Origin of the sequence: Paenibacillus selenitireducens (assembly GCF_002021565.1) — a bacterium.
GTDB lineage: Bacteria > Bacillota > Bacilli > Paenibacillales > Paenibacillaceae > Paenibacillus_K > Paenibacillus_K selenitireducens.
In genome coordinates this window covers 84,613-101,328 of sequence record NZ_MSZX01000008.1, presented here as the reverse complement: position 1 = coordinate 101,328, position 16,716 = coordinate 84,613, and the positions used below count along the sequence as shown (strand labels likewise).

The 16,716-nt window shown below is 45.0% G+C and carries 16 protein-coding genes and 1 riboswitch; of the genes, 15 read left to right on the top strand and 1 reads right to left on the bottom strand.

The genetic code is table 11. The features are described from left to right. Nucleotides 1-42 precede the first annotated feature (42 nt). Complete coding sequence (locus BVG16_RS19825) at nt 43-978, bottom strand: ArsR/SmtB family transcription factor (protein ID WP_078500840.1); 936 nt, start codon at nt 976-978, stop codon at nt 43-45. A 231-nt stretch (nt 979-1,209) separates the two neighbouring features. Continuing rightward, nucleotides 1,210-1,415, top strand: a riboswitch (cobalamin riboswitch). Between the two features lie 133 nt (nt 1,416-1,548). Between BVG16_RS19825 and nrdI the strand changes: the two genes are divergently transcribed. The 15 genes from nrdI to BVG16_RS19745 all read left to right on the top strand — a co-directional run bounded on the left by nrdI (nt 1,549) and on the right by BVG16_RS19745 (nt 16,710). After that, the gene (gene nrdI / locus BVG16_RS19820; RefSeq protein WP_078500838.1) at nt 1,549-1,908 is read left to right on the top strand and encodes a class Ib ribonucleoside-diphosphate reductase assembly flavoprotein NrdI; all 360 of its coding nucleotides are present in this window, start codon (nt 1,549-1,551) and stop codon (nt 1,906-1,908) included. After that, nucleotides 1,895-3,979: a class 1b ribonucleoside-diphosphate reductase subunit alpha gene (gene nrdE / locus BVG16_RS19815; RefSeq protein ID WP_078500836.1), complete on the top strand. Its 2,085-nt coding sequence runs from the start codon at nt 1,895-1,897 to the stop codon at nt 3,977-3,979. The genes nrdI and nrdE overlap by 14 nt, the downstream gene beginning before the upstream one ends. A 65-nt stretch (nt 3,980-4,044) precedes the next feature. Beyond that, nucleotides 4,045-4,995 carry a class 1b ribonucleoside-diphosphate reductase subunit beta gene (nrdF, locus tag BVG16_RS19810; RefSeq protein ID WP_078500834.1) on the top strand — a complete coding sequence of 317 codons (951 nt, stop codon included), beginning with the start codon at nt 4,045-4,047 and terminating at the stop codon, nt 4,993-4,995. A gap of 339 nt (nt 4,996-5,334) precedes the next feature. Then, nucleotides 5,335-6,537: an ornithine--oxo-acid transaminase gene (locus BVG16_RS19800; RefSeq protein WP_078500830.1), complete on the top strand. Its 1,203-nt coding sequence runs from the start codon at nt 5,335-5,337 to the stop codon at nt 6,535-6,537. Between the two features lie 21 nt (nt 6,538-6,558). Then, on the top strand, nt 6,559-7,458 hold the full coding sequence (rocF, locus tag BVG16_RS19795) for an arginase (RefSeq protein WP_078500828.1): 900 nt from the start codon (nt 6,559-6,561) through the stop codon (nt 7,456-7,458). Nucleotides 7,459-7,715: 257 nt separating this feature from the next. Continuing rightward, nucleotides 7,716-8,507: an MBL fold metallo-hydrolase gene (locus BVG16_RS19790; protein ID WP_078500826.1), complete on the top strand. Its 792-nt coding sequence runs from the start codon at nt 7,716-7,718 to the stop codon at nt 8,505-8,507. 83 nt (nt 8,508-8,590) lie between these two features. After that, nucleotides 8,591-9,499, top strand: coding sequence for a polyprenyl synthetase family protein (locus BVG16_RS19785; protein ID WP_078500824.1), 909 nt, complete (start codon nt 8,591-8,593; stop codon nt 9,497-9,499). 129 nt (nt 9,500-9,628) lie between these two features. Then, nucleotides 9,629-9,811, top strand: a complete 183-nt coding sequence (gene comX, locus BVG16_RS19780) for a competence pheromone ComX (RefSeq protein ID WP_078500822.1) — start codon at nt 9,629-9,631, stop codon at nt 9,809-9,811. A 30-nt stretch (nt 9,812-9,841) separates the two neighbouring features. Further along, the gene (locus BVG16_RS19775; RefSeq protein ID WP_078500820.1) at nt 9,842-10,294 is read left to right on the top strand and encodes a PDZ domain-containing protein; all 453 of its coding nucleotides are present in this window, start codon (nt 9,842-9,844) and stop codon (nt 10,292-10,294) included. Beyond that, the gene (locus tag BVG16_RS19770; protein WP_078500818.1) at nt 10,273-12,210 is read left to right on the top strand and encodes a sensor histidine kinase; all 1,938 of its coding nucleotides are present in this window, start codon (nt 10,273-10,275) and stop codon (nt 12,208-12,210) included. The genes BVG16_RS19775 and BVG16_RS19770 overlap by 22 nt, the downstream gene beginning before the upstream one ends. Next, complete coding sequence (locus tag BVG16_RS19765) at nt 12,203-12,859, top strand: response regulator transcription factor (protein WP_078500816.1); 657 nt, start codon at nt 12,203-12,205, stop codon at nt 12,857-12,859. Before BVG16_RS19770 ends, BVG16_RS19765 begins: the two co-directional genes overlap by 8 nt. Nucleotides 12,860-12,914: 55 nt before the next feature. Then, entirely contained in the window at nt 12,915-13,745 is an 831-nt protein-coding gene (locus tag BVG16_RS19760; protein ID WP_144027425.1) for an ABC transporter permease family protein, read from the top strand. A 209-nt stretch (nt 13,746-13,954) separates the two neighbouring features. Then, on the top strand, nt 13,955-14,671 hold the full coding sequence (locus BVG16_RS19755; RefSeq protein ID WP_158081730.1) for an energy-coupling factor transporter transmembrane component T family protein: 717 nt from the start codon (nt 13,955-13,957) through the stop codon (nt 14,669-14,671). 36 nt (nt 14,672-14,707) lie between these two features. After that, nucleotides 14,708-15,301, top strand: a complete 594-nt coding sequence (locus BVG16_RS19750; protein ID WP_078500810.1) for an ECF transporter S component — start codon at nt 14,708-14,710, stop codon at nt 15,299-15,301. Next, on the top strand, nt 15,298-16,710 hold the full coding sequence (locus BVG16_RS19745; RefSeq protein ID WP_078500808.1) for an ABC transporter ATP-binding protein: 1,413 nt from the start codon (nt 15,298-15,300) through the stop codon (nt 16,708-16,710). Before BVG16_RS19750 ends, BVG16_RS19745 begins: the two co-directional genes overlap by 4 nt. Nucleotides 16,711-16,716 lie beyond the last annotated feature (6 nt).

The window sequence follows — 16,716 nt, the reverse complement described above, 5'->3', positions numbered from 1 at the left end:
ATTCTTCGGTACGGCTCTTTCTATTGTCTTTTCCTGTCGAAATTATTCCACGAGGGAGTTCGGAGAACTTCCCATTTTGTCGTAATAGAGTCGGAACATCATATCTTGATTGTAGTTGCCGAAGTTTTTGCCGAACAGTGTTAATCCGCCGACATTCTCTGCATCCTTCTCCACCGCAATCCGGAATGTCCACTGCTTGTCTCGCATGCCAATCTGATCGATTGTAACCGGGGAGATTGGATTGCCGTCCATGAACGTTCCTGAACGGTTAATGATTAAGTTTTTCAGCAGCCCATATTGGTTCACATTATCCGGCCACCAAGGTGGATTATATTTGCCTCGGTTGTCTCCGAAATCGCCAGGGCTTGTCCAGATTCCTAACTTGACTTGATTCAAGTAGAAGCTGATATCTGAAGGCCAGTTATTATTCGTCATCGGCGCCTCGGAGGCAATTTCAAGCGAAATGACCAATTCAAGCGGATTCTGGTTCGCGAGCAGAAAGTTCGGAATTTTGTACTCAATGTATCCGTTGCCGAACCATAAGATCTTGGCTTGGAACCGTTCGTTATCGAGAAAATAGCGCGGATCATCGAATTCACCGATGAATTTGTCTACTGTGGCAAGACCACAGGTAGGTTCCACTTGAAAATCTGTGTAATGCCCGATGGAGATTTCACTCTGATGATAATCGCGTATTTGCTCCTCTCGGGTAGGGAAAGTAATCTCAGCGTGATCCACTTGAAGGGTACAGACCTTCTGTATGCCTCCTTTACCTGGCTGTTTGTCCGTGCGGATGATGCCGGCTTTTTCTAATTTTTTGATGTGCATGGTCATGATTGCGCTCGTAAGTCCGACGGCTTGTGCGAGTTCGCGAATATTCATCGGTTGTTTGGCAAGGAGCTGTATAATTTGAAGCCGTACGCTGCTGGCTAAGGCCTCATAGACGTGAAGTGATTTTTCGGTTGTATCTAATTGCATTGGAGCAACCTCCATTTGTGTAATGATTACATTTTACTTTATTACTATATCTTCATGTTAATTAGATTACAATGCAATCCCAATCAAGTCTAAAATTTATTTTAAAATTAATATTTTTGGAGGAGTAGAAACCCTTGTTTTAAGGCACTTTTACATCCTTCAACACAAAAATACAGGATGTGTATCATCTTGACAAGCACAATATATTGATGTAAATTAACTAAGCACAACTACATATCGTGATGAACGGGTTCTTTGCACGTTTAGGAGATAGAGTGCAAAGATTAATAGGGAAGCTCGGTTAAAATCCGGCGCGGTCCCGCCACTGTGATAGAAGAGTGTCGTCCAAGAACCACTGATTAGTACAAATTAATCGGGAAGGTGGACGGACACGATGACGCTAGAGCCAGGAGACCTGCCTGTCATCAGCACACAATACGCCTACGGGAGATAGGACGTGCTAGTACCGAAACATGAACATTGTCATGTTCGTCGGTTAGGTGCGTTCTGCTCATCTTCTAGCAGGATGCGCTTTTTTTGTGAGAATAAGAGAGAGGACTGGGAGAAAACATGGTCATCGCATATGATTCCAAAACAGGGAATGTACGCCGGTTTGTACATAAATTGAATATGAAGACGGTTGAGATTAGCGAGCATACGACAATCGAAGAGCCATTTGTGCTTGTAACGTATACAACCGGATTTGGTCAAGTGCCGGAGAAAGTACATTCATTTTTAGAACGGAATAGTTCGCAATTGAAAGGTGTTTCCGCAAGCGGTAATCGAAATTGGGGGTTAAGCTTCGCGAAGAGCGCGGATACAATTGCGTCGATGTACGATGTGCCCGTCATCTCTAAATTTGAATTATCAGGAACGACAAATGATGTGCAACGTTTTGTAGAGGGAGTGAACAGCATTGCGTCATATTGAATTAAATAACCAACTTATGCTGCGCGACGCAGATGGATTTTTCAAATTAGAGAAAGATCATGAAGCGGTAACGGCGTTTATGGAGGAAGTCGAGCGTAAGAGTTTGCGTTTCGATACCATCCAAGAACAAGTGAAATATATGATAAAGCATGAATACTACGAGAATGTGTATGAGAAATATACGGCTGCCGAGGTCGAGGAAGTATTTGAACTGACAAGAAGTTTTGGGTTCGAATTCCAGTCCTATATGGCAGCTTCTAAATTTTATGTGGACTATGCGTTGAAGAGCAATGACCACACCCAGTATCTAGAGCAGTATGCAGATCGCGTTGCGATGGTATCTCTTCATCTAGCAGATGGCAATGCGGAGCAAGCAAGACGATTCGCTGGTGCCATGATGGAACAACGTGTACAACCTGCCACACCAACATTTTTGAACTCTGGTAAAAAACGCCGTGGAGAAATGGTATCTTGCTTCTTATTGGAGATGGACGATTCTCTTAACTCCATTAACTATGTGCTTGGCACATGTATGCAATTGTCTAAAATCGGCGGCGGCGTCGCCGTGAACTTATCGAAGCTTCGCGGTCGCGGTGAACCGATTAAGGGTGTAGAAGGCGCAGCAAAAGGCATCATGCCGGTGTTGAAGCTGATGGAGGATGCGTTCTCCTATGCCGATCAAATGGGTCAACGTAAAGGTTCGGGAGCAGGATATTACAACATTTTCGGATGGGACGTAATCGAGTTCTTGGACTGTAAAAAAATCAATGCAGATGAGAAGTCTCGTATTAAGACATTATCCATTGGTCTGATCGTGCCGGATAGATTCTATCGTCTTGCAGAAGAAAATAAAGAATTGCACGTGTTCGCACCATTCTCCGTATACAAAGAATATGGTGTACACTTAGATGATATGAACTTAGATGAGATGTATGATGAGCTGCTGGCTAATCCGGCAGTGAAGAAAAAAGTCGTTATGAGCGCGCGTGATATGTTAACGAAGATTGCGATGATTCAGCTGGAGTCCGGATATCCGTACATTATGAATAAATCCAATGCGAATGCGACTCACGCACTGAAAGGCATCGGCGCGGTGAAGATGTCGAACCTGTGCACAGAGATCTTCCAGCTTCAAGAAACGTCCGAGATCGGCAACTACGGTGAGGGCGATGTCATCCGCCGCGATATCAGCTGTAATTTAGCCTCATTAAATATCGTGAACGTGATGGAGCATGGCAAAGTGAAAGAATCCGTCTATGAAGGTATTGAAGCGTTGACGGCTGTCAGTGATATGACTAGCATTTCGAATGCACCTGGCGTACGCAAAGCGAACGATGAAATGCATTCTGTAGGTTTGGGTGCGATGAACTTGAACGGCTTCTTGGCGAAGAACAAGATTGCCTATGACAGTGAAGAGGCGAAAGACTTCGCTTCTACATTCTTTATGATGTTAAACTTCTATTCCCTAGAGAAAAGTATGGAGATTGCGCGTGATCGTGGTGAGACTTTCCGTGATTGTGCGAAATCGGAGTATGCGAACGGGAATTACTTTACTAGATATATAGAAACAGACTATCGTCCGACCTCAGAGAAAGTACAGAAGCTCTTCGCAGGCATGGATATTCCATCGCCAGAAGATTGGGCTGCCCTGAAGGTGAAAGTGCAAGAACATGGTTTATATCATGCGTACCGCTTGGCGATTGCGCCGACACAAAGTATTTCTTATATTCAAAATGCAACATCGAGCGTGATGCCGATCGTAGAACATATCGAGACGCGTACGTATGCGAATTCAACGACCTATTATCCTATGCCTTACTTGGCAAAAGATAACTATTTCTACTATAAATCAGCGTACCAAATAGATCAGTTCAAAGTGATCGATGTGATTGCAGCGATTCAACAACACGTAGACCAAGGGATCTCAACGGTATTGCACGTGAATAGTAACGTGACGACACGTGAGCTTGCTAGATATTATCTCTATGCCGCTCGCAAAGGTTTGAAATCACTTTACTATACGCGTACAAATCATCTATCTGTTGAGGAATGCGTCAGCTGCTCCGTTTAAGGCAGATGGAACTGAGCTTTGAATCACGATGTTAACTAAAGGGAATGAGCTCTAGGAGGAAGAACATGAAAGCAGTCAATTGGAATCGTCCGGATGACGATTTTACAGCTACATTTTGGAATCAGAATATTATGCAGTTCTGGACCGATGAAGAAATTCCGCTCTCTGATGATAAAATGTCATGGGTGGCGCTTCAACCGGCAGAACGTGATACGTATATGCGAGTCCTTGGTGGACTTACGCTGCTTGATACCATTCAAGGCGGCGTCGGAATGCCGAAAATCTTGGAGCATGTGGACGGATTGCAGCGCAAAGCGGTGTTAGCGTTCATGGGCATGATGGAGCAGATCCATGCGAAGTCGTACAGCAGTATCTTTACGACACTGGCAACAAGCGAAGAAATCGACGCGTTGTTCAAATGGGTAGAAGATGAGCCGCATTTGCAGAAAAAAGCGAAAATGATCTCCGGATTCTATACATCGATCGAGACGGATCGTGATTTATACATGGCGATGGCCGCTTCCGTCTTGCTGGAGAGCTACTTGTTCTATAGCGGATTCTTCTATCCGCTGTATCTTGCAGGTCAAGGTAAAATGACAAGCAGCGGCGAGATTATCGACTTGATCATTCGCGATGAGAGCATCCATGGTCTATACGTTGGGGTCTTGGCACAGGAAGTATTTGCGAAGCTGAGCGTGGAAGAGCAAGAGCAATCCGTGCGCGAATTGTATGCCTTGCTGGATCAATTACAAGCGAATGAAGAGTCTTATACGACTCAGATTTATACAGGCATTGGCCTAGAGAAGGAAGTTCAATCCTTCGTTCGTTATAACGCCAACAAAGCGCTTATGAACTTGGGATTGGAACCGAAGTTCGAAGAAGAAGAAGTGAATCCGATCGTATTGAACGGACTAAGCACACGTACGAAGCAGCATGACTTCTTCTCCAAAAAAGGGAACGGATACGTTCGTACCACGAATGTCGAGCCATTAAGCGACGACGACTTTGTATTTTAAGATAGAAGCCTTCAGGATATCCTCCTGAAGGCTTTTTTATCTTTAGCGGGCTGTCAGGAAAATATCTTGGAGGTTCGAATGTAGCAATGAAATGCGTAGGAAAAGGAATCTCTCGTAAAAGTTTACGTCCGGCATTTGGTAGCCTATTGCTCCCATCCTAATCAAATCAAGGCAATGGGCGGACAAGAGTTTGAAGAGAGATCCTTTTCCGGAGCATGCCATCATTGCAATATTCCTCCACCATAATAATTTCCTGATCCTCAGCCCGCACTATCTATGGGCACCCGCGAATATGATGGTAAAGAGAGAAGCCGCTATTCGATTGAAGGAGGGATGTTCATGACCCACTCGGATATCATTATCGAGCAGACAGATCGTTACGGGGCACATAATTATCATCCGCTGCCGGTTGTCATTTCGCGGGCAGAGGGAGTTTGGGTGGAGGATACAGAGGGAAGGCGCTATATGGACATGCTCAGTGCGTATTCCGCCATGAATCATGGCCACAGGCATCCCAAAGTCATTCAGGCCTTAAAGGATCAAGCGGACAGAGTGACGCTGACTTCCCGTGCATTTTACAGTGAGCCCTTAGGAGCCTTCTATGAAAAGTTAGCCGCCTATACCGGCAAGTCCATGATATTACCGATGAATACCGGAGCAGAAGCGGTGGAGACGGCGATAAAGGCCGCCCGGCGTTGGGCGTATCAAATGAAGCGGGTTCCGGAGAATCAAGCCGAAATCATCGTATGCTCGGATAATTTTCATGGTCGGACCGTCACGATGACCTCGTGCAGCTCCAGTCCGGAATATCGTGAAGGGTTCGGTCCTTATACCCCGGGGTTCACGATCATACCGTATGGTGATGCGGATGCGCTGGAAGCTGCGATAACGACCAATACGGCTGCGTTTCTGGTAGAACCGATACAAGGAGAAGCGGGGATAATAGTCCCTCCTACGGGTTATTTGCGAAGGGCTCATGAACTCTGCAAGCAGCATCATATCTTGTTGATGGCTGATGAAATCCAGACAGGGCTGGGACGGACGGGGAAATCCTTTGCATGCGATTGGGAACAGATTGTTCCAGATGTATATATTGTAGGAAAAGCGCTGGGCGGCGGCGTGATGCCGATTTCTGCAGTGGCAGCCGACAGTGAGGTCTTAGGCGTATTTGGTCCGGGGTCGCATGGATCGACGTTTGGCGGGAATCCGCTCGCAAGCGCAGTGGCAATCACTGCACTCGACGTGTTGGAGGAGGAGGGGTTAGCGGAACGAGCGGAAGAGCTGGGTACTTATTTTATCGAGAAACTAGATCGTATCCATAGTCCCATCGTGCGAGAAATTCGAGGTCGAGGGCTATTCATTGGTGTAGAACTTACGACATCAGCAAGGCCGTATTGCGAATCCTTGATGGCATCTGGCATCCTCTGCAAAGAGACGCATGAACGGACGATTCGATTCGCTCCGCCGTTGATTATCACACACGAGCAAATCGATTGGGCATTGGAAAGGATTCATAAGGTACTTCATCCCGCGTGTATTTAGAAGAGGAGAGGGGCACGTCAAATGGCTAACCAGCAAGTATCGATTATTCGCGTACCCTTTGGATTAGGCGCCGGACGTTCAGGTGCACAATATGGGCCCGAGAGTATTATGCAAGCAGGGCTTAAAAGACGATTAGAGCAATCAGGAGTCAATATTTCATCCGAATTCGATATCTCCTGTCCGACGCAGCCAGCAGCGGTCATCGATCCGAAAGCACGCTATCTTCCCGAAGTACTCGAAGTGAGTCGCCGTCTTGCAGATCAAGTGGGCCGCGTCGTAAGTTCAGGAATATTTCCCCTCGTGTTAGGCGGGGATCATAGTATTGCGATGGGCAGCATTGCCGGGCTGACTAGCGTATGGCCTAAGCTAGGGGTCATCTGGTTTGATGCACACTCCGACTTAAATACGATAACGACAAGCCCATCGGGGAATGTGCATGGGATGTCGCTCGCTGCAGCCCTCGGGTGGACGGAGTGGCGTATATCCGATAAACAAGGACAGTACCAGCCGGTAAATCCTAAGAATGTCGTGATCATTGGTGCGCGAGACTTAGATCCGGGTGAGAAAGACTTTATTCGGAAGCAAGGCATTGCGTGCTATACGATGCATGAAATTGATCGCATGGGGATTGAAGCCGTCATGCAGCAAGCCGTTCAAATCGCTGGGAAAGATACGGATGGCGTGCATTTAAGCTTTGACATCGATAGTGTAGATCCGATTGAAGCCCCGGGGACGGGTACACCAGTACGCGGCGGAGTCAGCTATCGGGAGGCGCATTTCGCTCTAGAGCTGTTAAGCGAATCGGGTTGTATTACGTCTGCGGATGTCGTGGAGGTGAATCCGACGTTGGATACCCATCAACAAACTTCTAAATTAGCGATGGAACTCATTTGTTCCCTGCTGGGGGAACGGATTTTATAACTAGAATAGAACATAGTTAACGAATAAAATAGAAAATGTTGAAGAGCCAAATGTAATTCGTTCACTCCTCTTGCATTTTTCGACATTTTTCTTGCGGTGACCGCAAAGGAATGTTGCGGGAATTGCGGTCGTACCGCAAGAAATATTTAGGGTTATTTTGGCTATATTTTCGGTGCAGAAGTCGCTTGTTTTTTTTATGCTATTAATATAGCAGGGCACATGGACGTACTCTTTAGCATAGGAAAGAAGGGACTAGAGTGAGAAAAGAAAATGTTTATCGGTTTGTTATTGGGCAGCGGAGATCTGCTGTGCATTCAGAACCTACCATGATGATCAAACACCCGGCAAGCGATATTTCAGTCCCTCATGATTTTTGGAAGCACGTGCGTATTCATTCAGATATCCAGTCACGATGCATGAACTCCAATACATATCCCGCAGCATCAGAATTACATGTGGAACGGATTCCGCAGGGTATTTCAGGAACGACAGGTTATATTCTCGCAAGTCAAGGTGAAGGGGTCATCATTGATCCGGGATCACGATTTAAGAAAATCTGGGCAGCTGTGGAACGGGCTGGTGTACGGATTAAATATATTATTATCACACAGGGACATTCGGATCATATGATCGCGCTTGAAGAGCTTAAGGAAGCAACAGGCGCGCAAGTGGCTATGCATGAATTTGATAAATGGGTCGTCTCGAAGCAGATCTACAGAGACTCGTTCTTAATGCAATACCGGCAACCCTACGGTCATGTGGACATCGGATTACAGGATGGGAATAAGTTGAACTTCGGCGGGCAGACGCTAGAAATTATTCATACCGCGGATCAGACGCAAGGCTGCATCTGTGTGAAATGCAATGAAATGCTGTTCTCCGGCAAACTTATGATGCAACCGATTGAACAACCCTTTGAACCTGAAGTGGAGCTGGGTTCTTCGAAAATGGAGGCTTATCGCAAAGTGATTAGTCAAATGTCGAATAATTTCGTCGTTTATCCGGGTCATGGGAAGCCGCTTTTTGTCGAATTTACAGGACGCAACTAGGAAAAACTCGTGATTTATACTAGCCTATTTTGCATATACAAGATAGAATTGGTATGACAATATCAGGGTAAGGAGTCGTCTTCATGGACAGATTGGAAATCGAATCTGCGATTCAGCAAATCGTGCATCGACATGTAACTCCGCCAGAGCTTCGCGATCTTATGTTATCTTTTGTTGCTTATAAGATGACAGAATCAACGATTTTTGCTGAGTTAACGATATTTCATTACCAGATGTTTGGTGGAACATCACGAGACATCGGCCAGGCAGCCGCTGCAGTGGAATTATTGATTTTGGCCTTGGATATCTTTGATGATTTACAAGATCAGGACAATGAGCGTGTACCATGGATGAACGTAGATCATGCACAGTCCATGAACGCAGCCATTGGATTTATTGCGCTAAGTACGACGGCTATTGCCGAGACGAACTTTGATCAATCGATCAAATCGCAAGCGCTGTGGCTGCTGCACCAACGATTGAATCAGGCCGTCGGCGGGCAGTACATCGACGTGGATAATTCAGTGACAGAAGAAGAGGATTGTCTTGCCATGATTCGGGCGAAGTCTGGGGCATTGGTCGCATGCGCATGTCAGATTGGAGCGGTCTTAGCTACGGGGAAACTGGATGAGACGGTCGGTGCCTATGGGGAACTCTTAGGCGTATCGGCACAGATTCGTAATGATATGGAAGGTATTCGACGTTGGGATACGAGGAATGATCTCATTTTCCGTAAAAGAACACTTCCCGTTCTATATCTCTTAGACGATGAGCGTCCCGAACTTCAAGTCTTGCGTGATTATTATGCAGATCAAGAGGATGTTGAGCAGATTTATGCCAATAAACACGAGATTATGGACATTGTAGAACAGGGTGGATGTCTCTCGTATGCGCAAGTGCACCTTCGATTCATCCAACAAGAATGCATGACCCTCATTGAGGATTTGCCTGTTGATTTGGATTGGAAACAACGTTTGGGAGATTTTGTGTAATTCTACCAATCCCGCAAATACCGCAATGACCTTTGCGGAAAACCGCAATACGGTTTGCAAACCCAAATGCGGACGATGGTGGTATAGTAAAAATGTATCACAAAATTAGTCGAAAAGGTGGAGTATGGAATGATTAAACAAATGATCAGCTACCTCACGAATAACCCGCAAGTAACACAACTCGTACGTAATGGACAAGCAAGCTTAGTGGGCGTAACGCCAGTGCAACAAAGAACAATCGTAGATACAATGTCAGGCGGTCAATTGCCTGGAACAGAAAATGTTAGAAAGACCTACTGGTATTACAATTAATACATGACACAACGTAAGGAAATGGAGTAAATGATGGGGTACGTTAGGAAATATGGCATGTTCGTTGTACTTATAGCGGCGACTTTACTCGTAAGTTATCTTGTTTACGCAGATATTAAGGTCGCTGATATTGGTATAGAAGTGAGTAAAGGAAGCGACAATACATGGATCGTTAAGAAAATCGAGTCCAACGGTCTCGCTTATCAGCAAGGAATTCGACAAGGAGATCGTGTCATTTCCATTGATCATGTGAATGTTGAAATATATCCTAACCTGAGGTTATTGTCTACCGTCCATTCGATGGTTACGGAACGAGCTGGAGTTCGAATGGAGTATTCCTTTCCAACCTCCAATCTCCCGATCTCGATGGATCAGACAGTTCTGCCCCTTTGCTTGTATTTCCTTCTGCTGAGCCTCTCTTTATTTCTCCTCATAAAAAAAGAGAGGATGCAGCAGCGCACTTGCTCATTTTCTTTTTTTTAGCCGTTGCTATTAGTTATGTAGGTGCGGGGGCTTCTGCGAAAAAGAACATTTTAGGGTTCATAACTCTGCCGGCTCTCCTTTCGCAGATCCCCGTCATATTCCTCCATTTCTTGTACCGGTATTTCAAGCAGCGAGATTTAGAGATTGTGAAATTAAGAGTCATAATATGCCTGTACGCCATTAATCTTGTTATCTTTTTATTTAATATGTTCTCCGCATTTACGAGATTGGGAGATTATGTTGAGAATGGCTTTCCTGGCGAATTATTGCTGATTTCGTTTACAATCGGCATCATGATGAGTATGTGGGTTCTCTTTAATAGCTTTCGCAAATACCGTAATACGACCTATAGTCCGTTGTTTAAATTTATGATATTTGGGAATTTATTATCTTTTTTTCCATTTGTTTTTTTATATGCGCTGCCTTCGATCATTTTTGATCAAGAAATCATATCGGCGAGTATTGCTGCAATATTTTTGTTTCTAATACCTATTATTTATGTGTATTTAATTGCGACGAATCATCTGATGGATATTGAATTTGTATTAGGCCGACTTCGGTATTATTGTATTTTATCCGTCATTCCAACTACGATTATTCTCATTGGTGTCTATTTTTTCATGAGTCAGATCGATGAAGTGATGATCAAATGGGCCCAGTTGTTCTTAACTGTATACATAGGCGTTGTTTTATTTTTGTATGTTAAAGATATGTTGGATTTCCGTTTTCGTCGTAAGTTGTTCATCGGAACTTATAATTTCCAATCCAGTCTGGATCGATTTTCGAGTCAAATTAGTAAGATCATGAAGGTTCCGGATCTGGAAGAAAGACTATTACGTGAAGTTCTGGATGTACTTCCGGTAAAAGCAGCAGCGCTCCTTCAAGTGGAGCATGAGGAAGAACGGATTCTGTTGAAGCGTATGCAGGGCGATATCCTGGAAGAGCAGCAGGCCGAGTTACTCACGGAGCTGCAAGATATGATCCATGATTACACGATCGGGAATTGCATCAAATTCGAATCCGGTTTGTGTTGCGTGATTGGGAAGCATCAGAAAGGGCATACCTTACTATGGATCTGTAATAAAGTAAACCGCGTCCAGTTCAATCGCGATGAGCTGGTGTGGCTTCAAACCATTTCAAATTATGTCAGCATGGTATACGAGAATCTACAATTAATTGAAGGTGTAATTATGGACTTAGAGGTACGCTCGCACGCGAAGGCGCCAGCATGGGTATTGCGGATGCTCTTTCAGCTAACCGAGAAGGAAAGACGACGTCTTGCTGCAGATTTACATGATTCCGCTCTTCAAGACCAGTTATTATGGTATCGTAAACTTGAGATGATAATGGATGAGACTGATCTGAATGCCGAAGTACGCGACAGGCTCACACAGATCAAAGAAGGGTTGTTGGATGTTGTGCATCAGATTCGAGAGACTTGTAATGAGCTTCGCCCGCCGTTCTTAAAGGAAATGGGTGTTGTCGAGGCCATTGATAACTTGTGCAACTATGCTCAATTTCACTCCAATTATTCGATAGATTTTAACTACGAAGGGTTCAATCTTGAGCTTGATGACGAGTATGTGTTAACGATCTATCGTATTACGCAGGAATTGTTGCGCAATACAACCAAACATGCGAAGGCGTCTAACGTTGAGATATTGCTCCGTCAAAATCATGAACATATCGCATATGTATATCGAGATAATGGCGTAGGCATGGACATGCTCCGACTCCAATCTTCATTCAAACATATGGGCCTATCAGGTATACGTGAGCGTGTATCAGGGTTCGAGGGTGAGACGATGTTTCATTCGGCGATTGGCGAAGGGTTTGAAGTCATCATTACACTACCCTATCAGACATCCGTGAACTCACAATGTGCAGTTGCAGCTAGGGAGGGATTGAATGATTGAAATTCTGTTAGTAGATGATCATCCTTCTGTTGGTGAAGGAACCAAAATCATGATTGAGAAAGAATCGGATATGAATGTCACTGTCGTATGTTCGGGTCTTGAGGCCTTGGAATGTATTCGGGAACATAAATATGACATCATGTTATTCGATCTCAATATGCCGGGAATTAGCGGGTTAGAATTAACGCGTCGCGTCGTATCGATCAATTCAGACTCGATCGTATTGATATACTCTGGTTATGATATCAGTGCCCATTACAATATTTTAATTGAGTCCGGCGTAGCTGGATTTATTAGCAAAACATCGTCGCGCGACCAATTGATTGCGGCGATTCGTTGTGCTTTAAGGGGAGAAGCGGTGATTCCCATATCGTTGTTGAAGCAATTGCGCCGCAACGACATTCGCTCGGGCAGTGGATTAAGCCAGAAGGTGGAGGATGTATCCATCAATGAGAAGGAACAAGAAATTCTTCAGGAAGTAGCCAATGGCTTGAGCAATAAAGAAATCGCAAGTTTACTCATTATGAGCCAACGGACCGTTGAATACAATTTAACTCGAATATTTGAGAAGTTAAATGTTCGTTCCAGATCGGAAGCGATCATCGTTGCGAAGCGACTAGGATTAATTCATATCAAAGAATTTATGTAGTTCACAGATGAAGGGCAGAAATGGGGGAAATGATGAACTTAACTGGAGAAGAGCGATGAGGTTATTTTGGCGAATGACCGTTCGTGCATTTACGGAATGCATTCAATCTACATTCTATATATGTACAACGATAGTGACCATCCTCTCACTATCAGGAGCGCTATATTGGGCCGTGAGGTACGGAATCGTGAAGCCCATCCCGTTGGATGTCAAGGAGTATTCTCTATCCCTCGTTATCATGGGAATATTATTGGTGGGAATCATCGGCTGCGGAGCTGGCCTGGGAAAGTCCATTCTGCACGACCGTATCCGACATCGGGAGATAGAGCTGATCGAACGACGGGATTACGGTATCTGTCTGCTGGGGAAAATGACCGGATTTGGAGCGGCAGGTTGTGTACAGCTTTTTCTATATATGCTGCTCACGATTGTCGTACTGAACTATTATGATGTTCAAGGTGTTATGCTCTATACGAACATTTGGATCAACCTCAGTTACTTAACACCGACATTCTCAGTATACCTGGTCCTGTTCTTCATCCTGGGGTTCCTGCAATACGCAAGTCTGTATATTGCCGCTGGCTCTTTGTTAAGCAAAACATATGCCTGTCTGACCTCCATTATCGTACTTCTACTTTTTGCCGTGGTGATCTTTTTATTTTTAGGAGTACCTACAGGCCAGTTTGACTTCGTCATGAAAGTGGTGTCTTTGATTCCCTATGTCACCCCCTTTCTGATGATCATGCGATTGACAACCGAACATGTCGGCTGCTTTCAGGTGATCTTGCGTGTGATGATCATGGTAGGCGCGATATGGATTAATACTTATATTACACTCCGAATCTACGAAGTTGGGTTCCGTAACAAGAAAGATTCAACCCGCTGAGTTTCAATCTTAATGCCATGAGAACTTCCATTCTGACATCGTTAGATGTTAGAAAAGGAAGTTTTTTTGTGCTTCCTATTCCAATTGTCAACCAACTTATTTATAATAGGTTTACAATTGGATGGCCATTCGTCACAATGTGAGGTGTAAGCTATAGATTAGATACGAGGGAGTTTTAATAGACAAAAATGATTAACGGAGATGTACATATGGATCCACTGTCCAAACTTATTGGCGTGATATGCATGACGGTATTAGCATTAACCTATCAGTCCGCGCTCGTTCAGGGAGTAATTCTCGGCATTGTTATCCTATGCGGGCTAATATACGGGAAGAGGACGGTTCGCATTCTAGGGCGGGTCACACGTTACTTGCTCCTGTTCGGAATCCCATTTTTTTTCGTACAACTCCTATGGGTTCCCGGGGATACAACGATACTTCAGTTAGGTCCTGTCCACTTGACACTTGAGGCGCTAGATTACGCAGCCGCGATCACCTGTCGCTTATTCACCTTATTCTTAACATCGGTAATCTATTTAGCGACAACAGATCCCCGGGATGTGGTGTTGATGCTTACGCAACAATTGCGTGTACCCTATCGATTCGCGTACGCAGTATCGTTATCACTACGATTTCTTCCAATTCTGACCGAAGAGACGGAGATCATTCGTTCCACCCATCAGCTTCGAGGAATGAGACCTCCCAAGGGGGTAAGCGAACGCATTCAAGCATGGAAGATATTTTCGATTGCGATATTTGTTAATTCGGTTCGTCGGATGCAGATGATTGCTAGCGCCATGGACGCCAAAGGCTTTGGCGCATACTCGAGTCGAACGTATATGAAAACGATAAAAACAACTTGGTTTTCGCTCATCATGATAGTAGCTTTTATAGGAAGTACCTTTATTGTACTTTACTATGTTTAATGAAAGAATTTAGAGAAAGATTAGGAGAGATCTATAATGAATGAACGAAGCGCAATTCAGCGTTTTACGACCCTTGAAATTGTTCTGATGGCTGTTCTTGCTATGGCAAATGCCGTCCTTTCGACATTTTTGTCTACGGTGAACCAGTTCTTAACGACACTAGGAGGACCTATTGCTACCTCGACCATTGTCGGGCTGTATATGATATATGGGGTCTTGGCGATGTATATTATTCGTAAACCGGGGACTGCGTTTATTACGTATATGCTCGGGGCCATTGTCCAGACCTTGCTCGGTAATTCTTACGGTATCGCGGCTTCGCTTGTTGCGGCGTTATGTTATGCCGTTGCTGTTGAGCTGGTATGTGCTATTTTTAAATATAAGCGTTGGACCATGGGGGTAACGATGCTGCTCGGATTATGTGCGGTACCACTTTGGTTTATTTTCGCGGCGAATATGTTCGGTTATTTGAAATGGGGGATGGGACAGCTTACGATCGCATTCATCGTGCGTTGTCTAAGTGGGTTGATCCTGTGCGGGATGTTAACCAAAATGATTGGAGATGCCATGGTGCGCACGGGTCTGTTGCGTTCCTTTAACATCGTTAAAGACGCGAAATTGAGATCATGAATGCTGTCATTACATTTGATCGTGTGACTTACACGTATGAACATGCTGATCAACCCGCTGTTCAGGATGTTTCATTCGAGATTGAGCAAGGAGAATTTGTTACGATTTATGGACCTAATGGCAGCGGAAAATCTACCCTATGCCAGATGATGAATGGATTGATTCCAGGCCAATTAGGCGGCGACCGCCTAGGTTTGGTGATGATGCGTGATCTTCCCGTAGGTCTGGAGGCAGAACAAGTCCATCGCCTCGCAGAGCAGGTGGGTATGGTCTTTCAAGATCCTGATGCCCAACTCGTTGTAGGCGTGGTTGAAGATGAGCTCGCATTTGCTCCAGAGAACCTGCGTGTTGAACCCGAAGAAATTGAGCGCCGAATAGCAAATGCGCTACAGCAGGTAGGCATGACCTTCTATCGGAACCAAAATGTCAACCACTTATCCGGCGGTCAGAAGCAGCGTGTCGCCATTGCATCGGTATTAACCATGAACTCGTCCATTCTCATTATGGATGATATTACATCGAGTCTAGATCCAGAGACAAAGACAGCGATGTTTGAGCTGCTCCGATCTATCCATGAACAAGGCGTAACTGTCATTGCGACAGCTTCTAGACCGGACTGCATTCCACGGGGATCAACAAGAATCATAACCATGGAGGCAGGAGCAATGATGCAGGATATGCCCCTGAACGATGCGGTCCGTACGTCGATCTGGGAGCAAGCTAAACCTAATCTCCATCGGAATCCTAGCGGGAAGCCGACAGCATCAACACCTTTGTTGGAAGTAAAAAAGCTTGCTTATCAATATCCTATGGGGCAGCGCGGATTACAACCCTGCTCCTTCGAAGTGTTTCCGGGTGAAATGTTAGCGGTCACTGGTCCTAATGGATGCGGGAAAACGACGCTATCGAAGTTGTTAATGGGCCTATTGCCTAGTCATAAAGGAACGATATTCCTGGAGGGAAAGGACGTAAGCCGTACTTCCATCTATGAACGGGCATCATGGTTAAGCTTTGCACATCAGCAGCCAGAACATCAATTCGTTGCAGATACGGTGTGGGAAGAGTGTGTCTATAGCTTGCGAATGCAGCAGGAACAGACCTCCTTGTCTGACATCGAAGAACAAGGAACGAGAATGCTCGAGAGAATCGGCCTATATGCGCAGCGAGACCAACATCCTTTCCAACTGAGTCATGGCGAAAAGCGACTGTTAAGCGTGGCATCGATGTGTATGACACAACCACAATTGCTCATTCTGGATGAACCGACAAGTGGTCAAGATGCAGCAAATACCACGAGCATATTCGAGTTCTGTGCGGAGTTGGCGGAGCAAGGCACGGCCATCCTAATCATTACGCATGATCGACAATGGATTGAGCCGTGGGTAACAAGAACGATAGTCCTGATGTAAGCGATA

Excerpts from the sequence above, each read along its gene's own strand:
- BVG16_RS19825 (WP_078500840.1), bottom strand. The coding sequence starts at position 978 with ATGCAATTAGATACAACCGAAAAATCACTTCACGTCTATGAGGCCTTA.
- nrdI (WP_078500838.1), top strand. The coding sequence starts at position 1,549 with ATGGTCATCGCATATGATTCCAAAACAGGGAATGTACGCCGGTTTGTA.
- nrdF (WP_078500834.1), top strand. The coding sequence starts at position 4,045 with ATGAAAGCAGTCAATTGGAATCGTCCGGATGACGATTTTACAGCTACA.
- BVG16_RS19800 (WP_078500830.1), top strand. The coding sequence starts at position 5,335 with ATGACCCACTCGGATATCATTATCGAGCAGACAGATCGTTACGGGGCA.
- rocF (WP_078500828.1), top strand. The coding sequence starts at position 6,559 with ATGGCTAACCAGCAAGTATCGATTATTCGCGTACCCTTTGGATTAGGC.
- BVG16_RS19785 (WP_078500824.1), top strand. The coding sequence starts at position 8,591 with ATGGACAGATTGGAAATCGAATCTGCGATTCAGCAAATCGTGCATCGA.
- comX (WP_078500822.1), top strand. The coding sequence starts at position 9,629 with ATGATTAAACAAATGATCAGCTACCTCACGAATAACCCGCAAGTAACA.
- BVG16_RS19775 (WP_078500820.1), top strand. The coding sequence starts at position 9,842 with ATGATGGGGTACGTTAGGAAATATGGCATGTTCGTTGTACTTATAGCG.
- BVG16_RS19765 (WP_078500816.1), top strand. The coding sequence starts at position 12,203 with ATGATTGAAATTCTGTTAGTAGATGATCATCCTTCTGTTGGTGAAGGA.
- BVG16_RS19760 (WP_144027425.1), top strand. The coding sequence starts at position 12,915 with ATGAGGTTATTTTGGCGAATGACCGTTCGTGCATTTACGGAATGCATT.
- BVG16_RS19755 (WP_158081730.1), top strand. The coding sequence starts at position 13,955 with ATGGATCCACTGTCCAAACTTATTGGCGTGATATGCATGACGGTATTA.
- BVG16_RS19750 (WP_078500810.1), top strand. The coding sequence starts at position 14,708 with ATGAATGAACGAAGCGCAATTCAGCGTTTTACGACCCTTGAAATTGTT.
- BVG16_RS19745 (WP_078500808.1), top strand. The coding sequence starts at position 15,298 with ATGAATGCTGTCATTACATTTGATCGTGTGACTTACACGTATGAACAT.